The sequence below is a fragment of the Pelodictyon clathratiforme genome (assembly GCF_982375515.1).
The window spans coordinates 1,544,763-1,571,564 of record NZ_OZ455102.1 but is presented as its reverse complement, the minus strand read 5'-3'; the positions used below and the strand labels follow the sequence as shown (position 1 = coordinate 1,571,564).

The window sequence follows — 26,802 nt, the reverse complement described above, 5'->3', positions numbered from 1 at the left end:
TTATGAAAATAACCATATTTGGATCAGGTTATGTCGGGCTTGTTACCGGAGCCTGTTTTGCGGAAGTCGGTAATGATGTTCTCTGTGTCGATATTGACCAGCGGAAGATTGATGCTCTCAATTCGGGCAAGATTCCTATCCATGAGCCCGGTCTTGATGAAATCGTTGCTGAAAACATCAAGGAAGGTCGTTTGCGTTTTACGACGGATCTTCGTGAAGGTGTTGAGTTTGGACTTTACCAGTTCATTGCGGTAGGTACTCCTCCTGATGAGGATGGTTCGGCTGATTTGCGACATGTTCTCAGTGTTGCTGAAAGCATTGGCACCTACATGCAAGAGTACAGGATTGTCATCAATAAATCGACAGTGCCGGTTGGTACAGCCGACCTTGTGCGGGAAAAAATAGGTTCGGTTCTTGTGGAAAGAAATGTGGATATTGATTACGATGTAGTCTCAAATCCCGAGTTTCTCAAAGAGGGTGATGCCGTCAATGATTTCATGAAACCTGAACGGATTGTTGTTGGTGTCGATAATCCTCGCACCCGGGAGCTTCTTCGTTTTCTCTACTCTCCGTTCAATCGCAGTCATGAGCGTTTTATTGCTATGGATGTCCGTTCTGCCGAATTGACCAAATACGCGGCCAACGCCATGCTTGCAACAAAAATCAGTTTCATGAATGAGATTGCCAACATCGCCGAGCGGGTCGGTGCTGACGTGGAAGCAGTAAGGAAAGGTATCGGTTCTGATTCGAGGATCGGGTTCTCATTTATTTACCCAGGGATTGGTTATGGCGGTTCCTGTTTTCCCAAGGATGTGCAGGCGCTTGAAAGAACAGCACACAAGCATGGGTATCATTCACGGATTCTTCAGGCTGTCGAGGCGGTTAATCATGACCAGAAAAGCAGTATTGTCAGAAAGATAAGGGGCCATTTCACTGATGGTATCAAGGGCTCTGTTTTCGCTATCTGGGGACTCGCTTTTAAGCCGAATACCGATGATATGCGTGAAGCTCCCAGCCGCAGGGTTATTGAAGAGCTTCTGAGTGATGGCGCCAGGGTAAGGGTTTATGATCCGGTTGCCATGGATGAGGTTAGAAGGATATATGGCGAACATGACGATATTTTTTATGCCTCAAACCCGGAAGAAGCCATAAAAGGTTCAGATGCTCTTGTTGTACTCACGGAGTGGCTTGTGTTCCGCAGTCCCGATTTTGAGATGATCAAACGAGATCTTGCGCATCCGGTTGTTTTTGACGGAAGAAATATCTACAGTCCTGAATTTATGGAGCAGTCAGGCTTTACCTATTACTCCATAGGTCGGCCACCGAGGGGAGTTTCCTGATTTATCTCCAGAGTCTGTAAAGATGGTGCAGGGGGCCGCTTCCACTGCCAAAATGGTAGTCGGCCCCTGCCTGCAGGGCATTATTGAGATAGGCTTTTGCTTTTCCCACGGCATTCTCTGTTGTTTCTCCTCTGGCCATGAATGCGGCAATGGCTGATGAGAGGGTACATCCGGTGCCATGGGTGTTGTTGGTCAGGATTTTTTTTGAGCTGAACCAGAAAAAACGATTGTTATGGAGAAGGCAGTCGCTGCAATGCTCCTCCTCTCCATGCCCCCCCTTGATGAGAACCGAAGCCGCTCCTGCTTGCTGCAGCTTCATTGCCGCCGCCTCAATAGATTCCGGAGTTGAGAGAGGAAGCTTCATATCCGTCAGCAGGGCAGTTTCTGGCAGGTTTGGTGTAATCAGTGATGAGAGAGGGAAGAGCTTTGCCTTCAGAATGGGGAGCGCATCCGGAGGAAGAAGGGGGGCGCCTCCGGAAGAGCCAAGAACGGTGTCAAGAATGATGGGTGGTTTTCCTTTCAGCTCTTTGAGCAATGAGGCAACGACCGTTATCATCTCAGCACTTCCCAGCATTCCTATTTTTACGGCATCAATCGCAATATCTGAGGCAATAGCTCTGAACTGTGTGGCAACGCATGCTTCCGAGACGGGGTATATCGCATGTACCCCCATTGTGTTTTGGGCTGTCAGAGCGGTTATGACCGATAAACCATAGCACTCAAGGGCAGCAAACGTCTTGATATCTGCCTGGATGCCAGCGCCACCGCTACCGTCAGAGCCTGCAAGAGTGAGTATGGTCTTATAGGATGTTCTCATGCTTCTCTCCCCTGTATTGCGCAAAGGAGTTCATGTGCTGCTTTGGAGGGATCGTTAGCCTTGCTGACTGCCGAAATGACCGCAACCCCGGATGCTCCGCAGGAGATGAGCGAAGCCGAGTTTTCAATCGTGATGCCTCCTATCGCAATAATGGGCAGGGAAACAATGGCTGCTGTTTTACGAAGAGCTTCAACTCCCACTGGAGAAAATTCCTTCACTTTTGAAGCGGTTGGATAGATGTGACCAAATCCGATATAGTCCGCCCCCTCTTGTTCAGCCAGGCGTGCCTCGTCCGGTGAAGATGCAGAAACCCCGATAATGGCCATTTTTCCAAGCAGTTTACGGGCTGTACTGGCTGGCATGTCCTGCTGTCCGAGGTGAACACCGTCAGCGCTGCTTGCAAGGGCAATGTCCACACGGTCATTGATAATGCAGAGTGCATGGTATTGATGGCAGCGTTTGCTTATTTCAACAGCCCATGAGAAAAGTTGGCTGCCTGATGCCGTTTTATGTCTCAACTGTATCATGGCAGCCCCCCCTTTGAGGGCTTGTTCTGCAAGAGTTACGGGGCATAACGCCTCATCGGTTATAACACAGAGAAATGGTGGAGAGGGAATCATGGATGCAAGTGGAGATATAATTGTTCGATGATTTCAGCAAGTCGGGAACGCTCTTGAAAGAGCGAGATGCCCGCTATTCCGTAAGCGCCTTTGTCCATGCAGAACCTGGCATTCATGGGTGATATGCCACCAAGAGCAAAGACCGGAAGTGAGGTGCTCCGGCAAAGTGCGCCAAGTTTTTCGAGACCCTGAGGAGCCCCATATCTCCTTTTTGAGGGTGTGTCGAATACGGGACCGAAAAGCAGGTAATCAGCTCCGGACTCTTCAGCCATGCGCAGAGCTGATGCAGAATGCACACTATAGCCATAGATCATGCCGGGTGTAAAAGGACGAAGTTTGCTGGCTGAACAGCCACTTTCCGGCAGATGCACTCCATCAAGTCCTGCAGCAAGGGCAATATCGGCACGTTCATTTATCAGTAAAAGAGTGCCTTCGGGAGCTTTGATTGCCCGGGCTTTCAGTGCCAGATTCAAAAGCTCTTTTGCATTGAGCTGTTTTTCGCGGATTTGAACCATACAGGGAAAAGAGCCGGGCAGGAGACTGAGCTGATTCAGGAGAGGTGTGCTGGTATCAGAACTCTCCTTGCCACTGCTGATGAGGTGAAGGCGGGGAAGGGGAGTCTCTTTTTTTCGATTGTGTTTCATCTTATTAAAATACTTTGAGTTGTGATGGACAATAAATAATTCTGACCATAATCGCAACAACTCCTGTTCAGCTTTTTGCTCATTTTCCTGATATCTTTTATTACTCTCTGTTTTCCTGACGCAATTGCTGATCGAAAAGTGTGTAACAACAGTCATTAAAACCTCTCAAACCGTTATTGTTATGGGTATCATCGAAGAAAAAATCATCAAGGCCGGCTTTTTGCTGCCTCAGTCCGCCTCAGTCGCTGGTCTCTATTCGCCCGCGATGCGCAGTGGCAATCTTGTCTATACTTCGGGTCAACTTCCTCTTTTTGATGGCAAACTCATTGAGCCGGGGGGAAAGGGCAAGATTGATGAGGAGAGAAAAGAGGAAGCTGTTTATGCCGCCAGGGTTGCTCTGATCAATGCACTCGCGGCGGTTAAGTCCGTGACCGGAACGCTTGACCGTATTGAGCAGATTATAAAACTCACGCTTTACGTGGCCAGCAAAAACAATTTTTCCAGCCAGCATCTCATTGCCAACGGAGCTTCTTCATTACTTCATGAGATTTTTGGAGAGAAGGGTGGTCATACAAGAAGCGCGGTAGGTGTTGCAGAATTGCCCCTGAATTCAAGTCTTGAACTTGAACTTATTGTTGAATATAATACGGCATCATTATTATAATATCTCACCATAAAATGCAATAATATAGAGAGTTATATCTATTGATTACAACTTAATAAATCTGCTTTATCAGCCTGTATACCTCAAATTTCTTAAGTTTATATCCAGAAAAAAAACCACAGTGAAAATAGATTTATTACTCATTATCACTGTGGTTTATTAATATAAAATATTAAAATAACTGTATATGCATTTTCTTTAGAAGGTACATAAATTTTTTTATTGAAACTTGTTAATTTTTTCTAAATATATTAATAATATTTTTACTATAATCAATATAAGTTCTTTTATTGAAATACTTTAAATACTTTTGCATATAGCATACTTTACTATATTATATCAATTTTTTCATTCTGCAGAGATTTTTTATTTTATCAGAATTATGGTTTTGTTATTATTTTTCCTATACGATTATTAATAATATGATCTATTTCGTTTTATCAGGTTTTTCTGTTTGTAATATTCGTTCTATTCGTTCGTCTTTTGAATTAAATTTTATCGATAAATCGGGTTAATTTTCTTGTTAGTAATCTGTATTTGTCTTGATTATATTTTTTCGTTTTATCTTTTTTTTCTGTTATTTATCTTCTTTATTGATAATAGTTTATGTTTGTTATTCTGATTTAGGTCTTTGTTATTCTGCTGTTTTGTTCTTCTTGAGAGAAGCTGTTTGTTGCTTGCTCAATGTTTTTTTGTGATTTTGATTCATGATCGGTAAACTGCGATGCAGGAGATGATCGCGAATGTTTTTTCTGGCAATAAACCAATCCCCTATGTCCCGAATATTGATCATCGTTATGATGCTTTTTGTGCTTGCTTTCGGTTTTTATCTTGGTGTCAGGCTTAATGGAGGTGGAGAGAACCGATTTGAAAAGCAGAAAAAAATTCTTGAGGCTTACGGCTTGATGAAACAGTTTTATGTTGATGATGTCAATGGTGACAGTCTTGCGGGTGCGGGTATTCAGGGGATGGCTGAGTATCTGGATCCTCATACCGTTTACCTTGAGCCGGAAAAGGTTTCCTATTCGCAGGCAGAATTCGATGGTAATTTCGACGGTATCGGTATAGAGTTTGACGTGATCAATGATACGCTGCTTGTCGTCACTCCACTTTCAGGGGGGCCGAGTGCTTCGGTGGGCATTTCTTCGGGAGACCGTATTATTGCCATTGACTCTGTTTCGGCAATCGGCATTACTCCGCAGCAGGTGTTAAAAAAATTGAGAGGAACCAGGGGTACGAAGGTGCATTTAAAAGTGCTCAGGCCTCTCAGCGGGAAGTTATTGGATTTTCTTGTGGCCAGGGGTAAAATATCGACATCAAGTATCGATGCTGCGTTTATGATTGGCAATCGGGTTGGATATATTAGAGTGAGCCGTTTCATTGCAACGACAGCCGATGAATTTCGAAGTGCACTGCTCTCTTTGAAACAGCAGGGGATGGTGCGGCTTGTGATTGATTTACGCGGAAATCCTGGCGGATTTCTTGAACAGGCGGTTGAGGTTGCTGATGAATTTCTGTCACAGGGTAAGTTGATTGTTTTTACAAAAAGTCGTGCCGGAGGTGCGGAGGAGGAGCGTTATCTTGCCAAGTCTGGCGGTGGTTATGAAAAAGGGGATCTGATTGTGCTGGTCGACAAAGGAAGCGCCTCGGCCTCTGAAATTCTTGCCGGAGCATTACAGGACAATAAAAGAGCCGTCGTCGTCGGTGAACTCTCTTTCGGAAAAGGGTTGGTGCAGCGCCAGATTCCATTTTCTGACGGCTCAGCTCTTCGTTTGACAGTCTCAAGGTATTATACTCCTTCAGGTCGTCAGATTCAGAGGGTTTATCACAAGGGCTCGGCAGGACGTGAACGTTATTATGAGGATGCAATGACAAACATTCTTCCCCAGAAACTCTTTGCACACCCCGACAGTTTGTTGTATCTAAAAAATGGCGATGTTGTTGTCTACAAAACCTCTTCCCTGCCCTCATTGGTGGCATCTCTTTCAGGCGGCAAGGAAAAGGGGAATGGCAGGTTGGCAGCGTTGAGGGATGCGGGTGGTGTTATTCCTGATTATTGGGTGACAGCCAGCTCCTATTCCGATTTTTATCAGCGACTGTTCCAGTCTGGCTCTTTTGATGATATTGCACGAAGGCTTCTCGACGATCCGCAGAGCGCTGCTCAGGGGTATCGTTCCTCGCTTGATCGCTTTATCGCAGAATATGCCGGGGAGAACCGTTTTGAGTCTCTTGTTATTACGAGCTGCAAGGCAAAAAAAATCGCATTTGACCGGTCTGGTTTTATCAGGGAAAGAAAAGAGATTGAGCGTGCAGTGAAGTCGAGGATAGCTCATCAGCTTTTTGGAGCTGAAGGCCAGATCAGGTTTCTGGTGCAGAGTGCTGATCCTGTTGTCAAGATAGCCGTGACTGTGCCAGCCGCCCAGCCGTCACAGGTGGTCAGGTAGAAGTTGGTTTGATTCTGTTTTTTTAACCGTTAACACATTTTCCATTATGTCGATACTTGAAAAAATCAATAACGCTGCCTGTACGTTACGGCTGAAAAATGACTGGTTGAAAATATTTACTTGTCCTGTTCCTACCTCTGACTTTCTCTCTTTTGTTGCTATTGCGGTCATTGATGCTCCCCAGCATTCCGTCCTGAGTCTTTTGTATGATATTGAGGTTGCTCCTGAATGGGTCTGGAAAACAAGGGAAATGCGGTTGTTGCAGGAGTTGTCGGAAGATGAGGGCCGAGTTGTCTATCAGCTTGTCAGCGCTCCATGGCCTGTTTCTGACCGTGAAATCATAACCCGCTCAATGGGGTATATGGATCCTGAGACCTCTGAAGTATTTATCAAACTGGAGTGTATGGCAGACTATCTTCCCAGAAACGATAAATATGTCCGTGTTCCTGAACTTGAGGGCGCATGGAACATTGTGCCTCTTTCAGAGAACCAGTGCAGGGTTGTTTTTCGTCTTCATATCGAACCCGGTGGCGAGATTCCATCATGGCTTGCCAATATCGCGGTTATCGACACACCCTACCACACGATGATCAATTTGCGGGAAATGGTCAAGAGAGAGAAATACAAGGTTCCGGTTGATGCTCCGTTTAAAAAATCATCAAAAGATGTTATCCAGAACTATGAAAAGTTTATAACCGTATGATCTGTTGAGGATTTCTTGCAGTCTGCCAATCATTATTTAATTGTGAGTGTATGGATGTTGAGTCAATTCTTCATGGAAAGTGGGCGTTCCGTGTTGAACATAAAGGGATCAAAATATTTTCTTCCAGGGTAAGTGGTTCCGATATCCACGGTTTTAAGGGAGAGGCTGATATGCCAACTTCATTGAAAAAGCTGATCAGCCTTTTTCACGATATGGGGAACTACAGTCGTTGGGTTCATCAGCTTTCGAGTATGGATGTTCTTGAACAAACCGATGGTGTCGAATATGTTATCCGTCAAATCATCAATACTCCCTGGCCGTTACAGAAGCGGGAGATGATTCTGCGTACCGGCCTTGTATCCGCAGGAGAAAATGCTATCGGGGTTACCATGAAGGGAGAACCGGATTATCTGCCAGATAATCCCAAATATCACCGCGTACGCCATTCGACCGGGATGTGGGTTTTTACTCCGACCGACCATGGAACAGTACACACTACTTTCGTGATGCATGTTGATCCCGGAAATGATGTGCCTGTTCCGGTCAGTAATACCGGAATGTTCGAGGTACCGTTCTATTCACTCAACAACATGAGAACCCTTGTAATGGATGTTTCGTATAATCCGCCCTACCCGAAGGAGATAGAGCAGCATCTCTCTATTGTTGAAGATACTCCTGATAAACCTTGAGCAGTTTTTCCGGGTTTACGGGTACGGCACCCACCTCCTGACAAACCGTTCCGGCAGCAAGATTAGCGATGATAGCATTCGTCACAATGTCGATATGTGCGGCTGTACCAAGAGCAAGTATGCCGATAACGGTGTCTCCTGCTCCTGAGACGTCGGCGACCTCCAGCGATGTTGCGTCAATATGGGTAAACGTCCCATTGTAGACAGTCATCCCTTTATCACTTCTGGTCACGATGATGGCTTCAGCCTCCAGTTTTTTCTGAAGCAGGAGGCAGGCATCCTCAACCTCACGATCGTTATTGTGCAGGATGATGCCCAGAGATGCAGCCATTTCCGAAAGGTTTGGTTTGAAAATCGTACACCCTTTGTATGCGAAGAAGTTTTGATGTTTTGGATCAACAAGAACCGGGACGTTGTGGCTCTTCGCGGAAGTAATAATCTTTTGAATGAGTTGTGCTCCGAGGAGCCCCTTGTTGTAGTCTTCCAGAACGATTGCGTCGACCGAATCGATCACAGCCTCAACCGAGCCGAAAACCGCTCGCTCAATTTCCGCATCAATCTCTTTTCTGCTTTCGAAATCCACTCTCGTGATATGATGGTTTTGCGAAAGGATTCTTGTTTTGCTTGTTGTTGGTCTGGAAGGATCGCAAATCAAGCCCTCGGTTGCAAGCCCATGATTACGAAAGAGATCAAGGAGTATTTCCCTGTTACTGTCTGCCCCGGTAATACCGATCAATATGGTTTCCGCTCCGAGAGAGAGCGTGTTGAGCGCAACATTTGCAGCCCCCCCCAGTCTTGAGTCTTCGTGGGTAACATCGACAACCGGTACCGGATATTCCGGTGAAATACGTGAAACATGGCCGAAAATATACTTGTCGAGCATTATGTCGCCTATTACAGCAATTCGTTTACTGCGAAAAGAGTGTAAGATGCTTTTTATTTGGCTGGTTGTCATAACGTCTTGTTTTGTGATGTTTTCTGTCGGTGTTCAGTAAAATAAAGGAACAAAAACCATTCCCGGCAATGAAGTTATTATTGTATCATTTTATTTTTTGCTATTTTTTGTTATAATTAAAGCTAAGCATTTTTAAGCTTTATCTGAAAAAAGCAGGAACCAATGTTCGATAGTTTAAGTGATAAATTAGAGGCCACCTTTAAAAAACTTGCGGGTCAGGCCACCATTAACGAGATTAACATTGGTCTCGCCATGCGCGATATCAAGCGAGCTCTTCTTGGTGCTGACGTCAATTACAAGGTTGCAAAGAAATTAATTGATGATATAAGAGAGAAATCTCTTGGCGAACAGGTCATCAAAAGCGTTTCCCCTGCGCAGATGATCGTCAAAATCGTTTATGACGAGCTGACGGAGCTGATGGGTGGAGAGCAGAAGCCCTTGAACCTTTCTCCAAAAAAACTGCCTGCGGTTATCATGGTTGCCGGTTTGCAGGGTTCCGGGAAGACCACTTTCTGCGCCAAACTGGCATTACGTTTAAAAAAGAGCGGCAAACAGCCGATGCTCGTTGCGGCTGATGTTTATCGTCCTGCGGCAATTGATCAGCTTAAAGCACTCGGTCAGCAGGTGGATGTCCCTGTTTTTGCCATTGAAGAGCAGGATGCCATGAAAGCAGCGCTTCAAGGATTGGAGGCCGCCCGCTCTGCTGCGAAAGATGTTGTTATTGTCGATACTGCTGGTCGTTTGCAGATTGATCAAGTCATGATGGCAGAGGCTGAGTCCTTGAAGCATGCACTCAAACCTGACGAGCTTCTCTTCGTTGTTGACTCCATGATGGGCCAGGAAGCGGTCAATACGGCCAAGGCATTTAATGATCGCCTTGATTTTGACGGCGTAGTACTGACCAAGCTTGATGGCGACTCAAGGGGTGGTGCGGCGCTATCCATCCGGCAGGTTGTTGAAAAGCCGATTAAATTTATCAGCATCGGAGAAAAGGTTGACGACCTTGACCTCTTCTACCCCGATCGTATGGCCCAGAGAATTTTGGGAATGGGTGATATCGTCAGTTTTGTTGAAAAAGCACAGGAAAACCTCGATCTTGAGAAGAGTCTTGAGATGCAGAAAAAGTTGATGAAGAACGAGTTTGATCTCAACGACTTTTTCGACCAATTGCAGCAGCTCAAGAAAATGGGATCAATTCAGGGATTGATTGAAATGGTGCCAGGTCTGAACAAGATGGTTCCCAAACAGGATCTTGAAAATCTTGACTTCAAACCAATTGAGGCCATGATCAATTCCATGACAAAGCAGGAAAAGATGACTCCCGATATCATTAACGGCAGTCGTCGGCAACGTATTGCACGAGGCAGCGGAACAAAGGTTCAGGAGGTCAACCTTCTGTTGAAGCAATTCGGGGAGATGAAGAAGATGATGCGTTCGGTATCAAAGCTCTCTCAGTCCGGCAGAAAAATTACTTCGCAGAATCTTGCGCTTGACAAGTTTTTAAAACGATAGATTGCACATTCACGGTTACCAGTAAACATTAACTAAAATATTTGAGCCTTGGTAAAGATTAGACTGAAAAGAGCAGGAAGAAAAAAATTGCCGGTATACCAAATTGTCGTGGCCGATGCGCGCTCTCCAAGGGACGGCAAATTCCTTGAAGTTGTTGGCACTTATCAGCCAACAGCAAAACCTCATGCTGTCACTATTAAAAAAGATCGTATCGTTTACTGGATGCAGACTGGCGCACAGCCGACAGCAACAGTGAACAGCCTTATCCGCACCACCGGACTGCTGTATGAACTCAGGCTTAAAAGCATGGGTCGCAGCGAGGCTGAAATTTCAGCAGAGATGGAAAAATGGCAGGAGCACCAGGCTGTAAGACGTCAGAAGAGGCTTGCATTGAAATCACATCGTCGCAGCGCCAAGAAAGAGGCTGAAGCAAAAGCTGCCACCGGTGGAGAGGCCTGATCACTCATGTACAGTGAGGTCAGTGTGGAACTCTATCTGACAGGTATCATCCTCAAACCAAAAGGGTTGAAGGGTGAGGTAAAGGTGGAGTTGATTACCGACTTCCCTGAAAGTTTTCTTTCCCGCAAAAAGTATTTTGCGGGAAAGAGTGTTGATTCGGTTCAGCAGTTGGTGGTCGAGAAAGCCGTACTTGGCGGCGGGTTTGCATGGTTGTTCTTTGAGGGAATTGACAGTATGGAAAAAGCTGAAGCACTTGTTGGCTGGAAATTGTTTATCAACGAAGAGCAGCTTTTGCCGCAGCCCCCTGACCGGGCATATCTGCATGAGATTATCGGAATGAAGGTTCTTGATGGCTCACGCAGTGAGGTTGGTACGGTTACCAATGTTCTTGCCATGCCGGCACATGATGTTTATGAAGTCCTGGTTGGTGAAAAAAAGATTCTGCTGCCTGCTATAGATGAGTTTGTTGAAGAGTTTAATCTTCGTGAGCAGTATATGGTCATCCCAAGATTTGAGGAATTTCTGTAAATGGTTGTGCCTGAAACCCCTTCTCAGCTCAGGAATGCCATAAGGATTGATGTTATTTCTGTCATTCCCGGCTTTTTTGATTCACCGCTTGATAATGGATTGTTGAGCATTGCGCGCAGAAAAGAGCTCGCGGACATATATGTGCATAACCTGCATGACTATGGATTGGGCAGGTACAGGCAGGTGGATGATTCACCTTTTGGAGGTGGTGCTGGCATGGTGATTCGTCCGGAGCCAGTGTTTGCCTGTATAGAGGCACTCAAGGCCGAAAGAGAATATGATGAAGTGATTTTTCTTTCCCCGGACGGGGAACTGTTTGAGCAGTCTATGGCAAACAGATTTTCAAGGATGCACAACCTTATTATTCTCTGTGGTCATTACAAGGCCGTTGATGAAAGAATTCGCCAGAAATTGATTACCATGGAAATTTCCATTGGTGATGTTGTGGTTTCAGGCGGGGAGATACCGGCACTCTTTTTGATGGATGCGCTCGTGAGGGTTATTCCAGGTGTTCTTGGTGACAGTGAGTCGGCACTGACCGACTCTTTTCAGACGGAACTCCTTGATTGTACCTACTATACTCGTCCGGCAGAATTCAGAGGGATGAAGGTGCCTGAAGTGCTGTTGACGGGTCATCACAGCAATATCGAGCAGTGGCGCAGTGAAAATGCTCTTGAGCGAACACGCAAGCGTCGGCCCGATCTTCTCGATAAAGAGTGTTTAGAATTAAAGAACAAAATAACGTAAATAGTTGTCGTCATGGATCAGTTAATCAAGTTGGTTGAAGCCACCCAGGCTGTTACAGATTTTCCGGAAATCAATCCGGGTGATACCGTCAAGATTCAGTTGAAGGTTATTGAGGGAGAAAAAGAGCGACTTCAGGCTTTTGAAGGCGTTGTCATCAGCGACAGGGGTGCTGGAGGCAACAAGACCATCACTGTCCGCAAAATTTCTCATGGTGTTGGTGTTGAAAGGATTATTCCGGTCAATTCACCCAACATTGAGAGTGTTACGGTGGTCAAGCATGGCAAGGCAAGAAGAGCAAAACTCTTCTACCTCCGCAAACGTACTGGCAAAGCTGCACTGAAAGTCAAGGAACGCAAGATGGCAGAGAGGGTCTGAGCTTGTTTTTTGGTAATCCGGCAGGCTGCGGCTTTGCCGGATTTTCCTTTTCAGTTTTTTTTCCCGCTGCATCCCGCTTGATGTGGAATTATTCTTCATGGCAAAATCCTTTCAAGGGGATATCTGCTTTTGTTGTCAGACAATACCTTTGCCTGCGCCTCTTTTCCCCCTTTACTTCTTTCTCTGAATGACGTTGAGCTTGAACAGCCGGAATATCGAACGCTTCCGTCAACAAATTTTTGACTTTTACCAGTTGAACAGAAGAAGTTTTCCCTGGAGGGAGACTACCGATCGTTATGCAGTCATGGTCAGCGAAATCATGTTGCAGCAGACGCAAGCCGACCGGGTTGTGGGAAAATTTCTGGCCTGGATGGACACTTTTCCTGATACAGAGACTCTTGCTTCTGCAACCCTCAGGGAGGTGCTGATACTCTGGAGCGGCCTTGGTTACAACTCACGCGGCCAGAGGCTTCAGAACTGTGCAAAGGTGATCATGGAGCGGTTTGATGGGGTTGTGCCCGCCCGCCCGGAGCAGCTTATAACCCTTCCGGGCATAGGGGAGTATACCTGCCGCTCTATTCCGGTTTTTGCTGACAATCTTGATGTTGCTGCTGTCGATACCAACATTCGCCGGATCATCATTCACGAATTTTCCCTGTCGGAAGATACCCCGAAACGGGAAATCCAATCCGTCGCAGAGCTGCTCCTGGCGAAAGGTCGAAGCCGTGAGTGGCATAATGCCCTCATGGATTATGGATCGATCAATCTTACCAGCCGCAGAACAGGAATTCGTTCATTGACGAAACAGTCGAAATTCCAGGGTTCAAAACGCTGGTATCGCGGCAGACTGCTGAAAGAGCTTGTCGCTTCCGAATCTCTCTTTGTTGAAGAACTTGAAGAAAAATATGGCGACTGTCCCTGGGGTTTGCAGGGAATTATCGACGGACTCGTTCGTGAAGGGCTTGTTGATGAGGATGAGGGTTTGAATGGGCAGGGGAGAGTTCTGAGAATCAGGGAAGAGTAAAAGTAGCTCACTCCTTTTGATGCAAAGAAGCAGACTCATATTTTTTCCCGTCAAACTCGACTGATATCCCCTGTTTTCGGCAGTTCAGCAAATGAGGTATGTAATCGTGGTGCCCCTCTGCTGGCCTATTCTGAGTTGTAGACCATATTGAGCGCATTGTAAACCTTGTCTATTTCAGAGGCGTACCTTGCACTGATCTCCTTGCGCTTGAGTTTCATCGTCGGAGTCATATGACCGCTCTCAATGGTGAATGCGGTTTCCACAAGCAGGAACTTGCGTACCTTTTCATGAGTGGCAAGCTGTCGTGAAACCGTGCGGAGCAATTTTTCAAAAATTTGCTGAACACTCTTGTTTTCAATCAACTCTTTGTTACTCGCAGCCTGAATTCCCTCTGCGGCAGCAAACTCCTTCAGTTTATTGAATTCGGGAACAATAAGGGCTATGAGAAATGGCCTTTTTTCGCCAATCACAATAACCTGATCAACGTAAGAGCTATCGGAAATAAGATTTTCGATAGGCATGGGGGCAATATTTTTGCCGCCAGAGGTGACGATGATATGCTTTTTACGATCGGTTATTTTCAGATAACCGTCACGGTCGATCACTCCGATGTCGCCTGTATGGAACCAGCCATCTCTGATAACCTCCCGGGTGGCAGCCTCATCATTCCAGTATCCTTTCATGATATTTGGGCCTTTGAGCAGAATTTCGCCATCCTCGGCAATCATAACCTGAACGTTTTCAACTGCCGGGCCTACCGTGCCATACTTGATTTTTTCCGGGCGATTGACATGGGTTACCGGAGAGGTCTCCGTAAGGCCAAATCCTTCCAGAATACTGATATCAAGTGCCTGAAAAAATTCACCGATCTTTTGAGGGAGGGCAGCTCCCCCGGAGACAAAATAACGCAACCTTCCGCCAAACTTATTTTTGATTTTTTTATAGACCAGTTTTTCTGCTAAGGCGTGCTTCGCGGAAAGCAGTTTTCCGGCAACTCCTTTTTCATTGATTTCCTGGTGGTACTTTTCCCCCGTTTTCAGCGCCCAATAGAATATTTTCTGCTTTATGGCACTTTGAGAGGAAATCTGTTTGAGTATGCCCATCTTGATGCGGTCGAACAGTCTCGGAACGGTAAAGATGATGGTCGGACGGGCTTCACTCATGTTCAGTGAAATCGTTTCAATACTCTCAGCCAGGTAAATAGCTGCTCCGCAGGAAAAAATCAGGTAATAACCCCCGGTTCGTTCATAGGCATGGGAGAGTGGCAGGAAAGAGAGGCTGCAGTCGGATTCATCAAGACGCATGATGGAGGAGCAGGACTTGACGTTTTCACAAATGTTACGATGCGTAAGCATGACTCCTTTCGGAAGCCCTGTTGTACCTGATGTATAGATGATCGTTGCAACATCGTCAGGTTCGACAGGTACGCCCTCAAGGCACCAGGGTTTTTCTGCAAGAATTTTTTCACCCCTTGCTTTGGCCTGATTCAGATCGAGAACATCTTCGATGGTCTCTTCGAGGCGGTTCATAACCACCACAAGAGTCAATTCCGGAAGATTTTGCCAAATCGAAAGGATTTTGCCGAGCTGAAGCATGTTTGAGACAATAATGCCCTTCGCGCTGCAGTTACTAAGGATGTATTCAATCTGATTGGCTGGCAGGGAGGGGTAGAGCGGCACATTGATTGCCCCGATGTTCAGGATAGCCATATCAGACAGGTACCATCCAGGCCTGTTTTCTGAAAGAATGGCGACCCGCTCTTTTGCCTTGATGCCGTTCTGTTTCAGAAACGCAGCAAATGAGTTGACATCTTTTTCAAAAGCACTATATGAGATGGGTTCATATACACCATTGATTTTCCTTGCGAACGGGAATTTTGAACTTTGTCCCCGGTAATGGTTAAAAACCGAAGTGAAAAGCTCGGGCAGTGTCTGGAAGCCAGGATTGATAAGTCCCATCAGTCAAAGATGTTTTCTTGTGGTAAATATCCCCTGTGGGGAGAAAAGTCCGGCATTTCACCGGGTGGGCAGTTATGTTGTATCCTCCATCCGGAAGGGCGATTTATGGCGTTCCGAATGATTAATAAATATTTAACGATACATTCTTATCTTTGCAAATTGTGCAAATGGGTTTTGAGTGTTTTTTTAGCTTTGTTTCCTGATTTTTTATGCGAATGACGAAAAAAACCGGCAATAACCTGGCTGGTTATATCGGACTTGCTCTTGGACTTGTTCTTATTGTGTTTCAGTTCCGCCAAATTGATTTTGCGGGAGTGGTTGGACGGATCTCGTCAATTGGCTTTTCCTCTGTCTCTATTCTTCTTCCTTTTCTGGCGCTTCACCTTCTGGAAACGTTTGCATGGATAAAGGTTTTTCCTCCAGGTATAACGGCAATACCTTTTTTCAAACTTCTTAAAATACAGTTGATAACCGAAACCATATCCATGACGCTTCCTGCGGGTATGGCTATCGGTGAACCTCTTCGCCCTTATCTTTGCAGTCGCTTTATTGGAATTCCACTTCCGGCAGGCGTGGCAAGTGTCGCTGTGCGCAAACTCATGCTTGGTGTGGCCCAGGGGATCTACACTATTATTGGCGCCATAGCTGGCTTTTCCCTGTTACAGACCATTTCCATTCCGATGATTCCGGCAGGAGTTCTTGGTTACATTATGGTCGGAGCCGGTGTGGCAGTTTTTTCCCTCTTTTTTGTTTTTTTGCTCCTGCTGCTCAATGGAAACGCAGCGCAAAGTGTACACAGACTTCTGATGTTTGTACCATTCAAGCGGGTAAAAAAATGGCTGCTTGACAGGGAGAGTGGATTTCTTGATACCGATGCTGAGTTGAAGAGTTTCGATACCCCTTTTGCAGGACGGCTGATTCTTGTATTGCTCATCTATATTATCGCCTGGTTCATGCTTGCGATCGAGAGTTATATTATCCTTCGCTTGCTTGGTGTTGATATCTCATTTTTACAGGTGCTCTCCATGGATACTGCCATTACCATGCTTCGGGCTTTCTTTTTTTTCATTCCATCAGGACTCGGTATACAGGAATTAGGTTATCGTGTTTTTTTCCAGGCACTTGGATTGTATAATGTTCAGGATTATGGCGCTTTTGTGCTTTTAAGACGTTTTAAGGAGCTCCTTTGGTACACCTTTGGGTACGCAATCATGTTTTTATCAGGGGTTCATCTACGAGATGCAGAGGGAGTTAGTCGGGGAGATTCATGAAAAAGAAAGTATTGTTTATTTGTGGTTCGATGAACCAGACGACCCAGATGCATCAGATTGCCGGGTGGCTGACGGATTATGAGCAGTATTTTTCACCCTTTTTCAGCGACGGCATTCTCGGATCTGCCAGCGACAGGGGGCTGCTTGAATTTACCATTATGGGGCGCAAGCGATCGAACCGTACGCTTGCATATCTCCATTCCAATCACCTGACGATTGATATCGGAGGTCTTGCACATGCTTATGATCTTGTCGTGACCTGCACTGATCTCATCGTACCGAAGCATATCCGGCGCAAGAGGATTGTTTTGGTTCAGGAGGGTATGACTGAACCGGAAACGGTGTTTTTCCATCTTGCAAAAAATTTTCAGTGGATGCCTCGCTGGATTGCCGGTACGGCAACAACAGGACTCTCTGATGCCTACGAAAAGTTCTGTGTTGCCAGTGAAGGGTATCGTGAACTCTTTATACGCAAGGGGGTTTCTCCGGCAAAACTGGAGGTGACCAGCATACCAAATTTCGATAATTGCGAGCAATATCTTCAGAATGATTTTGCTCATCGTGATTATGTGCTCGTCTGCACATCGGATAACCGTGAGACGTTTATTTATGAAAATCGGCTTAAAAATATCAGGAAATATCTTGCGATGGCCGATGGCAGCCAGCTTCTTTTCAAGCTGCATCCCAATGAAAATATTGCACGGGCAACACGGGAGATTGAACGTTATGCTCCCGAAAGCCTTGTTTTCAGCGAAGGCAGAACTGAAGAGATGATTGCCAACTCCCGAATGCTGATTGCGCAGTTTTCATCCACGATTTTTGTAGGGTCTGCTCTAAACAAGATCGTGCATTGTGGTCTGCATCCTGACGAGCTAAAATCGCTTACCCCTTTGCAGAATAAATCTGCAGCAAGGAGAATTGCTGATGTCTGTCGGCAGGTTATTGATGGCTGAACGAAAACACAACTATTTTCCATGCATACGGTAGCAATTATTCCTGCAAGAGGCGGGTCGAAAGGGCTTAAAGAGAAGAATATTTATCCTGTGGCAGGAAAACCACTGCTTGCATGGACCATTTTGCAGGCATCAGCCTCGACAAGTGTTGAAAAGGTTTTTGTTACAACTGATGACAAGGCTATTGCTGATGTAGCACACGCATACGGAGCAGAGGTGATTGTGCGTCCGTCGGAACTTGCGGGCGACAAGGCAAGTTCTGAATCGGCCATTATGCATGCGCTCTCTGTTATTGAACGGGAGTACAACATGCCGCTCGAGATGATTGTATTTTTACAGGCAACCTCACCCTTGCGCAAACCTGATGATATTGATCGGGCAGTAGCACTTTTTTGTCAGGAAGGGGCCGATTCGCTGATTTCGGTCACCAGAGCTGATGATCTTACCCTGTGGGAATCAAGGGCGGGAAAATGGGAAAGTGTCAATTTCGATTACCGCAATCGAGGTATGCGACAGGATCGTCCAACACAGTTTATTGAAAATGGTTCAATCTATCTTTTCAAGCCGGAGATTCTTGCCGCCTTTGGCAACAGAATCGGTAAAAAGCTCTCTGTCTATGAAATGGAGTTTTGGCAAACATGGGAGATTGATACTATCAAGGAAATAGATTTAATTGAATATTACCTGTATAAAAAAAACCTGGCAGGCCGGGATGTAGCTCCACAGAACTATTAGACTTACCGTTTTTATGAATTTCTTTTTATCCACCGACCTTGTTATCGGGGTTAACGAAGCCCTGAAGTTGAATGAGCATCTCTCACAATTATCTGTGAAGAAACCGGGAATCATCTACGATGCCAATGTGGCTGGCAGCCTTTATTTTCAGTCCGTATTAAAAAATCTTACCTCCGTCTATACAAACGCAGTGATCTACTGCAACGAATTTGCCGGAGAGCCCACCTATGCCCACCTGGAAACAGTAGCTGAATTTTTCCGCAGCAATCCGCCTGACGCTCTTGTTGCCATAGGTGGCGGAAGCTCTCTCGATCTTGGCAAAGGTGTAGCCCTGCTTATGACGAACAACGTTCCGGCACTTTCCCTCAAGGGATTTCCTTCCGGGGTTAATGATCCTCTGCCACTTGTAACGGTTCCCTCACTTTTGGGCAGTGGCGCTGAAGTCAGCTTTAACGCGGTTTTTATTGACGAAGCTGAGGGACGCAAACTGGGTATCAACAGCAGGAAGAATTTCCCGAAAAAAGCGGTTATCGATCCGCAACTCTCTATGACAGCGCCTCTTGAAAATGTGATTGCTTCGGCAATGGACAGTCTTGTTCACTGCGTTGACAGTTTCGGGTCGGTCAAGCATACCGCTTTGAGCCGGATTTTTTCTATAGAGGGATTTCAGCGCACATTTTATGCTTTGCAGCAGAACCAGCTTGATCGGGCGGAGTCTCGTCTTGATCTTGCTCTTGGCAGTGTTTGCGGTACGGTGGCGCTCATGAACTCCGGAGATGGTCCGACCAATGGTTTTGCCTACTATCTTGGAGTGAAACATCGTGTCCCTCATGGTCTTGCCGGAGCAATCTTTCTCAAGGAGGTCATGCGCTACAACCATCTCCAGGGTTATGAAAAGTATGCCCTTCTTAATCCCATGCGTTCGACCCCTTCACCAAAAGAGGTGACCATTGAGCTGCTTGAAGAGATGGATGAACTCTATCGTCAACTGCAGATACCTACCCTTGTTCCTTATGGATACGGCAAGGGAAGCGTAACCGAATTTGCGCACAACGCATCGGAAGCACTGAAAGGATCTTTTTCAGGTAATCCGGTTGAATTTACCGAAGAATCGGCAGTGGCCGTTATTTCTCAATTAACCTAACAAAAAGAGCAGGATACCATATTATGGCTGGCGCAGAATTAATCGGTCGTGAAGAACTGGCTGAAATACAGGAGCTATTCAGCAGGGAAAAGGTCAATTTATACCGTTACGGCGGGGGGAATTACAAAACAAGGGAGTTCGAAGAGAAATTTGCCGCATGGATTGGGGTGAAGTATGCCCATGCAGTTTCTTCGGGCACGGCTGCTATCCATTGTGCTCTTGCCGGTGCAGGTATTGCTCCCGGTGATGAGGTCATCACAACGGCATGGACCTTTATTGCCCCTGTGGAGGCCATCAGTGCGCTTGGAGCGGTTCCTGTGCCGGTTGAGCTTGATGAAACCTACCATCTCGACCCGCTGGAAGTTGAAAAGGCTATTACTCCTGCGACAAAAGCGGTGGTGGCCATTCCCATGTGGGCTTCGCCAAAAATGGATGAACTTTCGGCTCTCTGCCGGGAACGCGGTCTAATTTTGATTGAGGATGCAGCGCAGGCACTTGGAGCTTCATATAAAGGGCAGAAGCTTGGTACCATTGGCAGTGTTGCCTCGTTCTCGTTTGATGCAGGCAAAACGCTTCATACCGGTGAGGGTGGAATCATTGTGACCAATGACAAGGAGATCTATGACCGTGCTGCCGAATTCTCTGATCATGGCCATATGCACTTGCCAGGGTTACCACGAGGCAAAGATCCGAGGCGTTCAAAAGGGCTTAATTTGCGTCTCAGCGAAGTGACTGCAGCCATCGGTCTGGCCCAGCTCGCCAAAATTGATACGATTCTGTCGATGTCAAGAGAGAACAAGAAGAAAATCAAGGAGGCTATCCGTCATCTTGATAACATTATTCTCAGGCCATTCAGTGATGAAGCTGGCTCACAGGGAGATACCCTGATTTTCAGGGTCAGGGATCGCGAAGCCGCCTTGCAGTTTGAAGCGCATCTGACCGAGCATGGTTTCGGTACCAAAATTCTGCCGGAAGCCCTCGACTGGCACTATGCAGGAGTGTGGGGACACCTTCTTGGAGAGTATGACCGGTATCGTGGTCTCGATCTTGAAGCACTCTGGCCAAAAACCGGCATTATGCTGCGCAGCAGTATTTGTCTGAACATTCCCGTGCTGATGGACGGGGAAACGATTGAGAGAGTGATCAACGCTATAGTTTCCGGTGCGGAAAAGATAGGGTAGTCTGGTAAACTGATAACAAAAAAAGCCTGCGCAGTGCAGGCTTTTTCTGTTTATATCAGGGAGGCGAAGAGCGGACTCGAACCGCTGTAGAAGGTTTTGCAGACCTCTGCCTAACCACTCGGCCACTTCGCCGTTACGAGAGTGTTAAGGTAAGAAAAAAGTTATTCTTTACAAATCCGTACACCCTTATTTGTCTCCTCTGGGGATAAACATTATTTTCTGGCAAAAGGGTCTCCGCTTTTCATTCCCTAAATCGGGCAATGCTCATGACCACAGCTATCTCTGTTTTACTCTTTCTCCCACTCTTTCTCCTTCTTGCCTTTGTTGCTTATCGTATCGTGCGGGATGCTCCACTGAAAATTGAACTTCAGCGTCTTCAGGGTATCGAAGATGAGGCACGTTCATCCACTTTGCGGCTTGAATCGAAATCCCTGGAACTCGAAAACCTGCGGATTCAGTTTACCCGTCTTGAAGCTGATATGGCAAACGAGCAACGCAGCTCATCGGAAAAAATAGCTCTTATGCAGGAGTCGGAAACGCGATTGAAAATCGAATTTGAAAATCTTTCAAACAGGATTTTTGAGGAGCGGGGCAGGGCGCTTGGTCTCGAAAACCGGGAACGAATGGATGCTCTTCTGCAACCCTTGCGTGAACAGCTTGACTCTTTTCGCAAACGGGTTGAGGAGGTGCATAGCCGTGATACAGAGCAGTCCACACGCCTCATTGAACAGGTGCGTCAACTGCAGGAGTTGAGCGGGAGGGTGAGTGATGAGGCCAACATGCTGGCACGAGCCATAAAAGGTGACTCGAAAAAGCAGGGTGATTGGGGTGAGATGATCATTGAAAGGATTTTTGAGGCTTCAGGTCTTGAAAAAGGTCGTGAATACCTGGTACAGGAGAGTTTTCGGGCGGAGGACGGGATACTCAGACGTCCGGATTTTATGGTACTGTTGCCTGGAAACAAGGCGGTGATAGTTGATTCCAAGGTCTCGCTGACAGCTTATGAACGATTCTGTTCTCTCGATCAGGAACCGCAACGCCAGACAGCTCTCAAAGAGCATGTGCACTCCGTGCGGCGTCATATTGGCGATCTGCAGGCAAAAGAGTACAGCAGTATCGCTGGCAACCGGACGCTCGATTTTGTTATCATGTGCATTCCTCTCGAACCAGCCTGGCAGACCGTTATGCAAAATGATCCGGAGTTGATTTACGATCTCGCAGGCAAAGATGTGGTTTTGTGCGGTCCCACAACGCTGATGATCACCCTTAAACTGATTGTACAGATATGGCGACGGGAGAATGAAAACCGCAATGCCGAACTTATTGCTGAAAAGGCAGGACGGATTTATGACCAGGTTTTTCTTGTAGTCGAGGCTATGACAGAAGCACGTAAAAAACTTTCAGGAGTTTCAGACTCCTTTGATCTGGCTCTGAAACGGCTGAAAGAGGGACGTGGAAATCTTGTTGGCAGGGTTGAAGAGATTCGCCGGCTCGGTGCCAAGGTAACGCGCCAGATACCGCCAGACCTTGTTGCGGATGCGGAAGATGGTGCGGTCGAAAGCGAGTAAACGAGGCTTATGATCTTGAGTCATCATAGGCCTTGATTTCACGCTCGATCTTTGCACCCTCATTGTTCAGGGCGACTTTAAGATCATAATCCATCTGCAGTCCAAACCAGAACTGGGGCGGGGTACTGAAATAGCGGGCAAGACGCAGAGCGGTTTCGGCGGTTATACACCGTTTCCCGGCAATAATATCGTTGATTCGCCAAACAGGGATATGAATATCTTCGGCAATTCTGTTTTCGCTGAGATTCATGGGTGTAAGGAACTCTTCAAGCAGAACAGTTCCAGGATGAAGCGGCAAAAATTTTTTAACAACCATTGTCCAATTTCCTCATGGTAACCATCATTTGCAATATGTGAACCGCGCGCAAACACGTTACCATTTTTTTATCGATTTCACCTCTTTTATTCTTCTCTCTCCTTACAAGGGATTTTTTTAATTCTTTGCCTTACCTTTTTTTCTTCGTAATTGTTGAAATAAGAGTTCAGGGATAGCGCTTGCAGTCAAGGTTGTTCCCTTGATGGCTCATGCCATGGCGACCTGCCAGAGAGCGGCTGATCGAATATATCCTGAAGATAGCTTGTGAAATCTCAAAACCTGGTCTGCGTAACAAGGCACATATCCTCTTGATTTCAAATAAGTATGGGGTGCGTAGTTTTGACGTGACGGAAAAACCTGCTGTGGGAACGCTCTCAATTCGTCGTTTAACCTGTCAACATCATGCGGATCGTTGTCGGCGGACACTCCTGATTATTACTAAGATAACAAGCTGCACCCGTTGCGTTAACCGCATGGTTTACAGCTTGTTATCTCTTTATTTTCAGGATTTCGATGAACCACCCTTGCCGGGTTTATCAGCGCGGCAACTTTTTGTGCATGTCGAAATTCCCAGCAGGGTATAAAGGGGACAAAAACCTGCAAATGACGTCAGAAGAGGAACAATTCCAACAGCTCCCCACCACGACTGTGTTGCGAAGCCTGCAAGTATGATTGCAACTCCGACGCCGACACGGATTTTTTTATCGATTTGTCCAATATTCTGTTCCATAAATTCTCACTTGTAAAAGATGAACCAGCCTCGCTGGCCAGAAAAAGACAACATATCGCTCGAAGTTACAATCTCTTTTCATGAGAAGCAATCTTTCTCTTACAACTATTTTTCGCAACCGTATCGTATGATAACGCTGGTGAGCAAAATTTCAATGGTACTGCAAGGTAGAAGAGTGGTGACTGGAGAGGTCTGTGTCTTGATTTGATATAATTTTCGCTATCATTCAGGAGTAATTGTGCCATATGATGAGAACACCTCTTTAATGGAAACATTGTTGATGAGTCATGAAACGGTTATTTCTTTTTTTTTGTGTTGGGTTACTGTTTAACACGGAATCAAATGCCACGACGAATGTTCTGGATGGTCAAGCGATTTTCATCAGAAACTGCAGTGTCTGCCATTCTGTTAACCCACCACCAAAATCAGCGCCGCCTATTGTTCCTCTTGCCTCCCACTATCATTTGCGTTTTCAGACAAAAGCAGAGGGCGTCAATCATCTTGTTGGGTATTTACAATCACCAGACAAGCGAAACGCTATTGATTCACGAGCCATTGCAAGATTTGGTCTCATGCCGGCAAGTCCACTGTCGGCTGTCGAATTGAAGGCTGTTGCCGAATGGGTCTGGGATCAGTACAACCCTGCTATGGGCAGAGGCCGGGGATTCGGAGGGCAGGGAGCAGGGCGGAGACGAATGAATCCGTAGTGAGCTATCCACTGAATTGCTGCTGCTCTGGTGAACAATCGGCAGCCTTCGGTTGCTGGATATAAACGTTTTTTTTATCACTCTGTACGATCGCATCAATACCGTCAGAGAGGGTTTCAGGCGGTATTGATGCAGATTTTTTTTTGATTGTTTCGTTATCTTATCGTACATTTACGATGAACTAAAAAAGAGGATTATGCAAAGATCATTGTTGACCGTTGAGTACAGTGGAGAGGAGGAGTCTCTTGCCCTCTTTGCCAAGGCGCTGAGTCATCCGGTGAGAGTAAAGATACTGACGCTTCTTGCCAGTCAAACATGCTGTTTTACCGGTGAGTTAACAGAACTGATTCCTATGGCGCAGTCAACAATTTCACAGCATCTGAAAGCTCTGCTTGAGGCAGGCCTGATACAGGGAGAGATAAACCCGCCGAAAGTTCGTTACTGCATTCATCGCGAAAACTGGCGGAAAGCCTACTCGGTTTTTGAGCGTTATTTCAGGCCCGATCGGGTATTCGGCTGTAATCATTGCTGAACACAATTTTTTTCATAATCAATCATTTGTAATAAACCCTTAACAGAAAAAAATGAAAAAGATAAAAATTCTTGGCAGCGGCTGTGCAAAGTGCAATCAACTCGCTGATGCGGTGAAAGCGGTAATTGCTGCGGAAGGTATTGATGCATCCGTAGAAAAAGTGGAGGATATGCAGCAGATCATGGCTTACAATATCCTCTCAACTCCGGCCCTTGTCGTTGATGAACGTGTAGTTTGTAAAGGCCGCACCCCTTCTTATGATGAGCTGAAAGAGATGCTGTCAGCCAAACCACAGGGCTGTTGCTGCGGTTCTCATGGCAGCAAGGAAAATGGCAAATCAAGCTGCTGTTAACAGCTATCTGCCCGGCAGGATGAAAAGAGAACAGACGATAACTCAATAGTATCAAAAACGATGGAAAGCATGGGACAACAATCACGCAAAGCGCTTCGTATGGAAAGCGTGAAATGGATTTCCGCTGTTTTTGTTGCAGGAGGGCTATGGTTCCTGGTTTACAACAATCTTGAATGGTTTGCCGCCCTCTCTCTTCAGTTTGTCGGAATTACCCGGACAAGCAGTTTTGGTGAGGCGCTCTTCTTTTTCATCTATGAGGTGCCGAAAGTCCTTCTGCTGCTCACCGCTGTGGTGTTTCTGATGGGGGTTGTGCATACTTTTATCTCTGCCGAGCGGACGCGGGCCCTTCTTTCAGGTCGTCGTATCGGTGTCGGCAACATTATGGCGGCAAGTCTCGGCATTGTGACACCCTTCTGCTCCTGCTCGGCGGTACCGCTTTTCATTGGCTTTTTGCAGGCAGGGGTACCACTTGGTGTTACCTTTTCCTTCCTTATTTCAGCGCCAATGATCAATGAGGTTGCCCTTGCATTACTTTTCGGCATGTTCGGCTGGAAAGTTGCCCTCCTCTATATGGGGATGGGACTCATGATTGCAATTGTTGCCGGACTGGTGATCGGCAAGCTCAAGATGGAGCGCTATCTGGAAGAGTGGGTGCAGAAACTGCAGCAGAGTCAGGTTTCTGCCGAAGCGGAGGGAGAGGTGATAAGCTGGCCATTGCGCCTGAAGGAAGGAGTCAGCCATGTTCGAGAGATTGTTGGCAAAGTCTGGCTTTATATCGTACTCGGTGTTGGGCTTGGCGCTGGAATCCATGGCTATGTACCGGAAAACTTTATGGCTTCACTGATGGGAAAAAGTGTCTGGTGGTCGGTTCCCGTTGCGGTACTGATTGGCGTTCCCATGTATTCCAACGCAGCAGGTATTCTTCCCGTTGTTCAGGCGCTGCTCGGCAAAGGGGCGGCACTTGGCACGGTAATGGCCTTCATGATGAGCGTCATAGCCCTTTCTGCCCCGGAGATGATCATTCTCCGCAAAGTGCTCAAGCCTCAGCTTATCGCCGTGTTTGCTGGCGTTGTGGCTGTAGGGATCATGATCGTCGGTTTTGTCTTTAATCTTGTTTTGTGAATGCATTAGAACTCGTCATATCAAGGAATGTAAACCCTGAGCTGCCGATATGTAGTCCTTCCGCAGCTTTAAAAGAGCACATGCAGTCAAGTAATGGAGCTTTAAAACAATAAAACAGCAATGAAAAAATCAATCCTGATCCTCTGTACCGGAAACTCCTGCCGCAGCCAGATGGCTGAAGGGTTTCTTCGTTCATTCGATTCCTCACTTGAAGTTTATTCTGCAGGTACGAAACCTGCAGCAATGGTTCATCCCCTTGCGGTCAAAGTGATGCGTGAAGAGTGGGTTGACATCAGTACAAACCTCCCGAAAAGTGTCGATACCTTTCTTGAAAAAGCTTTTGATTATGTGATCACCGTGTGCGACGGAGCCAACGACTCCTGTCCGGTGTTTATCGGCAAGGTGGAACATCGGTTACACATTGGCTTTGACGATCCGGCAGAGGCAGAAGGGACAAAAGAGGAGGTGCTTGCCACTTTCCGTCGTGTCCGAGACGAAATAAACCAGCGTTTCAGACAATTCTATAACGAAAATCTGAAAGGAAAATAACAATGGGTATCGCTGCAAAACAGTTGTCGTTTCTCGACCGCAATCTGAAGCTCTGGATTTTCCTTGCGATGGGTGTCGGGGTGCTCTCCGGCTGGCTCTATCCCGCCATTCCCGGTTTTTGGATGGAATGAACTTGCCAAGGCATAACAGTGTATGCTGCTGG

The 26,802-nt window shown here is 46.4% G+C and carries 31 protein-coding genes and 1 tRNA gene; 23 read left to right on the top strand and 9 right to left on the bottom strand.

Annotated elements, in window-relative coordinates:
* Positions 1–2: 2 nt before the first annotated feature.
* A complete protein-coding gene (locus tag AC56AD_RS07585) occupies positions 3–1,340 on the top strand; it encodes a UDP-glucose dehydrogenase family protein (RefSeq protein WP_012508240.1) in 1,338 nt (445 codons plus the stop codon).
* Between the two features lies 1 nt (position 1,341).
* Here the strand turns inward: AC56AD_RS07585 and thiD are convergent, their stop codons facing one another.
* The 3 genes from thiD to AC56AD_RS07570 are packed head-to-tail and all read right to left on the bottom strand — an operon-like array spanning position 1,342 to position 3,421.
* The gene (thiD, locus tag AC56AD_RS07580; protein ID WP_012508239.1) at positions 1,342–2,157 is read right to left on the bottom strand and encodes a bifunctional hydroxymethylpyrimidine kinase/phosphomethylpyrimidine kinase; all 816 of its coding nucleotides are present in this window, start codon (positions 2,155–2,157) and stop codon (positions 1,342–1,344) included.
* Positions 2,154–2,777, bottom strand: a complete 624-nt coding sequence (thiE, locus tag AC56AD_RS07575) for a thiamine phosphate synthase (RefSeq protein WP_012508238.1) — start codon at positions 2,775–2,777, stop codon at positions 2,154–2,156. Before thiE ends, thiD begins: the two co-directional genes overlap by 4 nt.
* The gene (locus tag AC56AD_RS07570; RefSeq protein ID WP_012508237.1) at positions 2,774–3,421 is read right to left on the bottom strand and encodes a thiamine phosphate synthase; all 648 of its coding nucleotides are present in this window, start codon (positions 3,419–3,421) and stop codon (positions 2,774–2,776) included. Before AC56AD_RS07570 ends, thiE begins: the two co-directional genes overlap by 4 nt.
* Positions 3,422–3,602: 181 nt before the next feature.
* On the opposite strand from AC56AD_RS07570, the gene AC56AD_RS07565 reads away from it, so the two are divergent.
* The 4 genes from AC56AD_RS07565 (at position 3,603) to AC56AD_RS07550 (ending at position 7,921) form a co-directional block, all read left to right on the top strand.
* Complete coding sequence (locus AC56AD_RS07565; protein ID WP_012508236.1) at positions 3,603–4,085, top strand: RidA family protein; 483 nt, start codon at positions 3,603–3,605, stop codon at positions 4,083–4,085.
* Positions 4,086–4,858: 773 nt separating this feature from the next.
* Positions 4,859–6,529 (top strand): S41 family peptidase, encoded by a 1,671-nt coding sequence (locus AC56AD_RS07560; protein ID WP_012508235.1) that lies wholly within the window; start codon positions 4,859–4,861, stop codon positions 6,527–6,529.
* Positions 6,530–6,575: 46 nt separating this feature from the next.
* Entirely contained in the window at positions 6,576–7,232 is a 657-nt protein-coding gene (locus AC56AD_RS07555) for an START domain-containing protein (RefSeq protein WP_012508234.1), read from the top strand.
* Between the two features lie 50 nt (positions 7,233–7,282).
* Positions 7,283–7,921: an START domain-containing protein gene (locus AC56AD_RS07550; protein ID WP_012508233.1), complete on the top strand. Its 639-nt coding sequence runs from the start codon at positions 7,283–7,285 to the stop codon at positions 7,919–7,921.
* Here AC56AD_RS07550 and rfaE1 read toward each other — a convergent pair.
* Entirely contained in the window at positions 7,890–8,876 is a 987-nt protein-coding gene (rfaE1, locus tag AC56AD_RS07545) for a D-glycero-beta-D-manno-heptose-7-phosphate kinase (protein WP_012508232.1), read from the bottom strand. The two genes, AC56AD_RS07550 and rfaE1, sit on opposite strands and share 32 nt — an antisense overlap.
* Before the next feature lie 162 nt (positions 8,877–9,038).
* Between rfaE1 and ffh the strand changes: the two genes are divergently transcribed.
* The 6 genes from ffh (at position 9,039) to AC56AD_RS07515 (ending at position 13,521) form a co-directional block, all read left to right on the top strand.
* Positions 9,039–10,388 carry a signal recognition particle protein gene (ffh, locus tag AC56AD_RS07540; protein WP_012508231.1) on the top strand — a complete coding sequence of 450 codons (1,350 nt, stop codon included), beginning with the start codon at positions 9,039–9,041 and terminating at the stop codon, positions 10,386–10,388.
* A gap of 48 nt (positions 10,389–10,436) precedes the next feature.
* Positions 10,437–10,847 (top strand): 30S ribosomal protein S16, encoded by a 411-nt coding sequence (gene rpsP / locus AC56AD_RS07535; protein ID WP_012508230.1) that lies wholly within the window; start codon positions 10,437–10,439, stop codon positions 10,845–10,847.
* Between the two features lie 6 nt (positions 10,848–10,853).
* Positions 10,854–11,375, top strand: coding sequence for a ribosome maturation factor RimM (gene rimM / locus AC56AD_RS07530; protein WP_012508229.1), 522 nt, complete (start codon positions 10,854–10,856; stop codon positions 11,373–11,375).
* The gene (trmD, locus tag AC56AD_RS07525) at positions 11,376–12,122 is read left to right on the top strand and encodes a tRNA (guanosine(37)-N1)-methyltransferase TrmD (RefSeq protein WP_012508228.1); all 747 of its coding nucleotides are present in this window, start codon (positions 11,376–11,378) and stop codon (positions 12,120–12,122) included.
* A 12-nt stretch (positions 12,123–12,134) separates the two neighbouring features.
* Entirely contained in the window at positions 12,135–12,497 is a 363-nt protein-coding gene (gene rplS, locus AC56AD_RS07520; RefSeq protein WP_012508227.1) for a 50S ribosomal protein L19, read from the top strand.
* 187 nt (positions 12,498–12,684) lie between these two features.
* The gene (locus AC56AD_RS07515; RefSeq protein ID WP_012508226.1) at positions 12,685–13,521 is read left to right on the top strand and encodes an HhH-GPD family protein; all 837 of its coding nucleotides are present in this window, start codon (positions 12,685–12,687) and stop codon (positions 13,519–13,521) included.
* Between the two features lie 125 nt (positions 13,522–13,646).
* On the opposite strand, the gene AC56AD_RS07510 is transcribed toward AC56AD_RS07515, so the two are convergent.
* Positions 13,647–15,479: an AMP-dependent synthetase/ligase gene (locus AC56AD_RS07510; protein WP_012508225.1), complete on the bottom strand. Its 1,833-nt coding sequence runs from the start codon at positions 15,477–15,479 to the stop codon at positions 13,647–13,649.
* Between the two features lie 215 nt (positions 15,480–15,694).
* Between AC56AD_RS07510 and AC56AD_RS07505 the strand changes: the two genes are divergently transcribed.
* The 5 genes from AC56AD_RS07505 to AC56AD_RS07485 are packed head-to-tail and all read left to right on the top strand — an operon-like array spanning position 15,695 to position 20,763.
* The gene (locus AC56AD_RS07505) at positions 15,695–16,750 is read left to right on the top strand and encodes a lysylphosphatidylglycerol synthase transmembrane domain-containing protein (protein WP_012508224.1); all 1,056 of its coding nucleotides are present in this window, start codon (positions 15,695–15,697) and stop codon (positions 16,748–16,750) included.
* Positions 16,747–17,703 carry a hypothetical protein gene (locus tag AC56AD_RS07500; RefSeq protein WP_012508223.1) on the top strand — a complete coding sequence of 319 codons (957 nt, stop codon included), beginning with the start codon at positions 16,747–16,749 and terminating at the stop codon, positions 17,701–17,703. The genes AC56AD_RS07505 and AC56AD_RS07500 overlap by 4 nt, the downstream gene beginning before the upstream one ends.
* Before the next feature lie 21 nt (positions 17,704–17,724).
* Complete coding sequence (locus AC56AD_RS07495; RefSeq protein WP_012508222.1) at positions 17,725–18,438, top strand: acylneuraminate cytidylyltransferase family protein; 714 nt, start codon at positions 17,725–17,727, stop codon at positions 18,436–18,438.
* Between the two features lie 13 nt (positions 18,439–18,451).
* A complete protein-coding gene (locus AC56AD_RS07490; protein WP_012508221.1) occupies positions 18,452–19,582 on the top strand; it encodes an iron-containing alcohol dehydrogenase in 1,131 nt (376 codons plus the stop codon).
* Positions 19,583–19,605: 23 nt separating this feature from the next.
* On the top strand, positions 19,606–20,763 hold the full coding sequence (locus AC56AD_RS07485) for a DegT/DnrJ/EryC1/StrS family aminotransferase (RefSeq protein WP_012508220.1): 1,158 nt from the start codon (positions 19,606–19,608) through the stop codon (positions 20,761–20,763).
* Positions 20,764–20,824: 61 nt separating this feature from the next.
* Here the strand turns inward: AC56AD_RS07485 and AC56AD_RS07480 are convergent.
* Positions 20,825–20,895: transfer RNA gene (locus AC56AD_RS07480), tRNA-Cys, on the bottom strand.
* Between the two features lie 128 nt (positions 20,896–21,023).
* Between AC56AD_RS07480 and AC56AD_RS07475 the strand changes: the two genes are divergently transcribed.
* Entirely contained in the window at positions 21,024–22,331 is a 1,308-nt protein-coding gene (locus AC56AD_RS07475; protein ID WP_012508219.1) for a DNA recombination protein RmuC, read from the top strand.
* A gap of 7 nt (positions 22,332–22,338) precedes the next feature.
* On the opposite strand, the gene AC56AD_RS07470 is transcribed toward AC56AD_RS07475, so the two are convergent.
* The 3 genes from AC56AD_RS07470 to AC56AD_RS07460 form a co-directional block, all read right to left on the bottom strand.
* The gene (locus AC56AD_RS07470; RefSeq protein ID WP_012508218.1) at positions 22,339–22,647 is read right to left on the bottom strand and encodes a HigA family addiction module antitoxin; all 309 of its coding nucleotides are present in this window, start codon (positions 22,645–22,647) and stop codon (positions 22,339–22,341) included.
* A 166-nt stretch (positions 22,648–22,813) separates the two neighbouring features.
* A complete protein-coding gene (locus AC56AD_RS07465; protein ID WP_481859529.1) occupies positions 22,814–22,942 on the bottom strand; it encodes a hypothetical protein in 129 nt (42 codons plus the stop codon).
* A 207-nt stretch (positions 22,943–23,149) separates the two neighbouring features.
* Entirely contained in the window at positions 23,150–23,377 is a 228-nt protein-coding gene (locus tag AC56AD_RS07460; protein ID WP_012508217.1) for a YgaP family membrane protein, read from the bottom strand.
* A gap of 287 nt (positions 23,378–23,664) precedes the next feature.
* Here AC56AD_RS07460 and AC56AD_RS07455 point away from each other — a divergent pair, with 287 nt between their 5' ends.
* From AC56AD_RS07455 to AC56AD_RS07430, 6 genes are all read left to right on the top strand, one after another.
* Complete coding sequence (locus tag AC56AD_RS07455; protein WP_012508216.1) at positions 23,665–24,084, top strand: c-type cytochrome; 420 nt, start codon at positions 23,665–23,667, stop codon at positions 24,082–24,084.
* 196 nt (positions 24,085–24,280) lie between these two features.
* Positions 24,281–24,616, top strand: coding sequence for an ArsR/SmtB family transcription factor (locus tag AC56AD_RS07450; RefSeq protein ID WP_012508215.1), 336 nt, complete (start codon positions 24,281–24,283; stop codon positions 24,614–24,616).
* A 52-nt stretch (positions 24,617–24,668) separates the two neighbouring features.
* Positions 24,669–24,968, top strand: a complete 300-nt coding sequence (locus AC56AD_RS07445) for a thioredoxin family protein (protein WP_012508214.1) — start codon at positions 24,669–24,671, stop codon at positions 24,966–24,968.
* 60 nt (positions 24,969–25,028) lie between these two features.
* Complete coding sequence (locus AC56AD_RS07440; protein WP_012508213.1) at positions 25,029–26,090, top strand: permease; 1,062 nt, start codon at positions 25,029–25,031, stop codon at positions 26,088–26,090.
* Positions 26,091–26,210: 120 nt separating this feature from the next.
* Entirely contained in the window at positions 26,211–26,639 is a 429-nt protein-coding gene (locus AC56AD_RS07435) for an arsenate reductase ArsC (protein WP_012508212.1), read from the top strand.
* Positions 26,640–26,641: 2 nt separating this feature from the next.
* Entirely contained in the window at positions 26,642–26,770 is a 129-nt protein-coding gene (locus tag AC56AD_RS07430) for a hypothetical protein (protein ID WP_263053203.1), read from the top strand.
* The last annotated feature ends 32 nt before the right edge of the window (positions 26,771–26,802 follow it).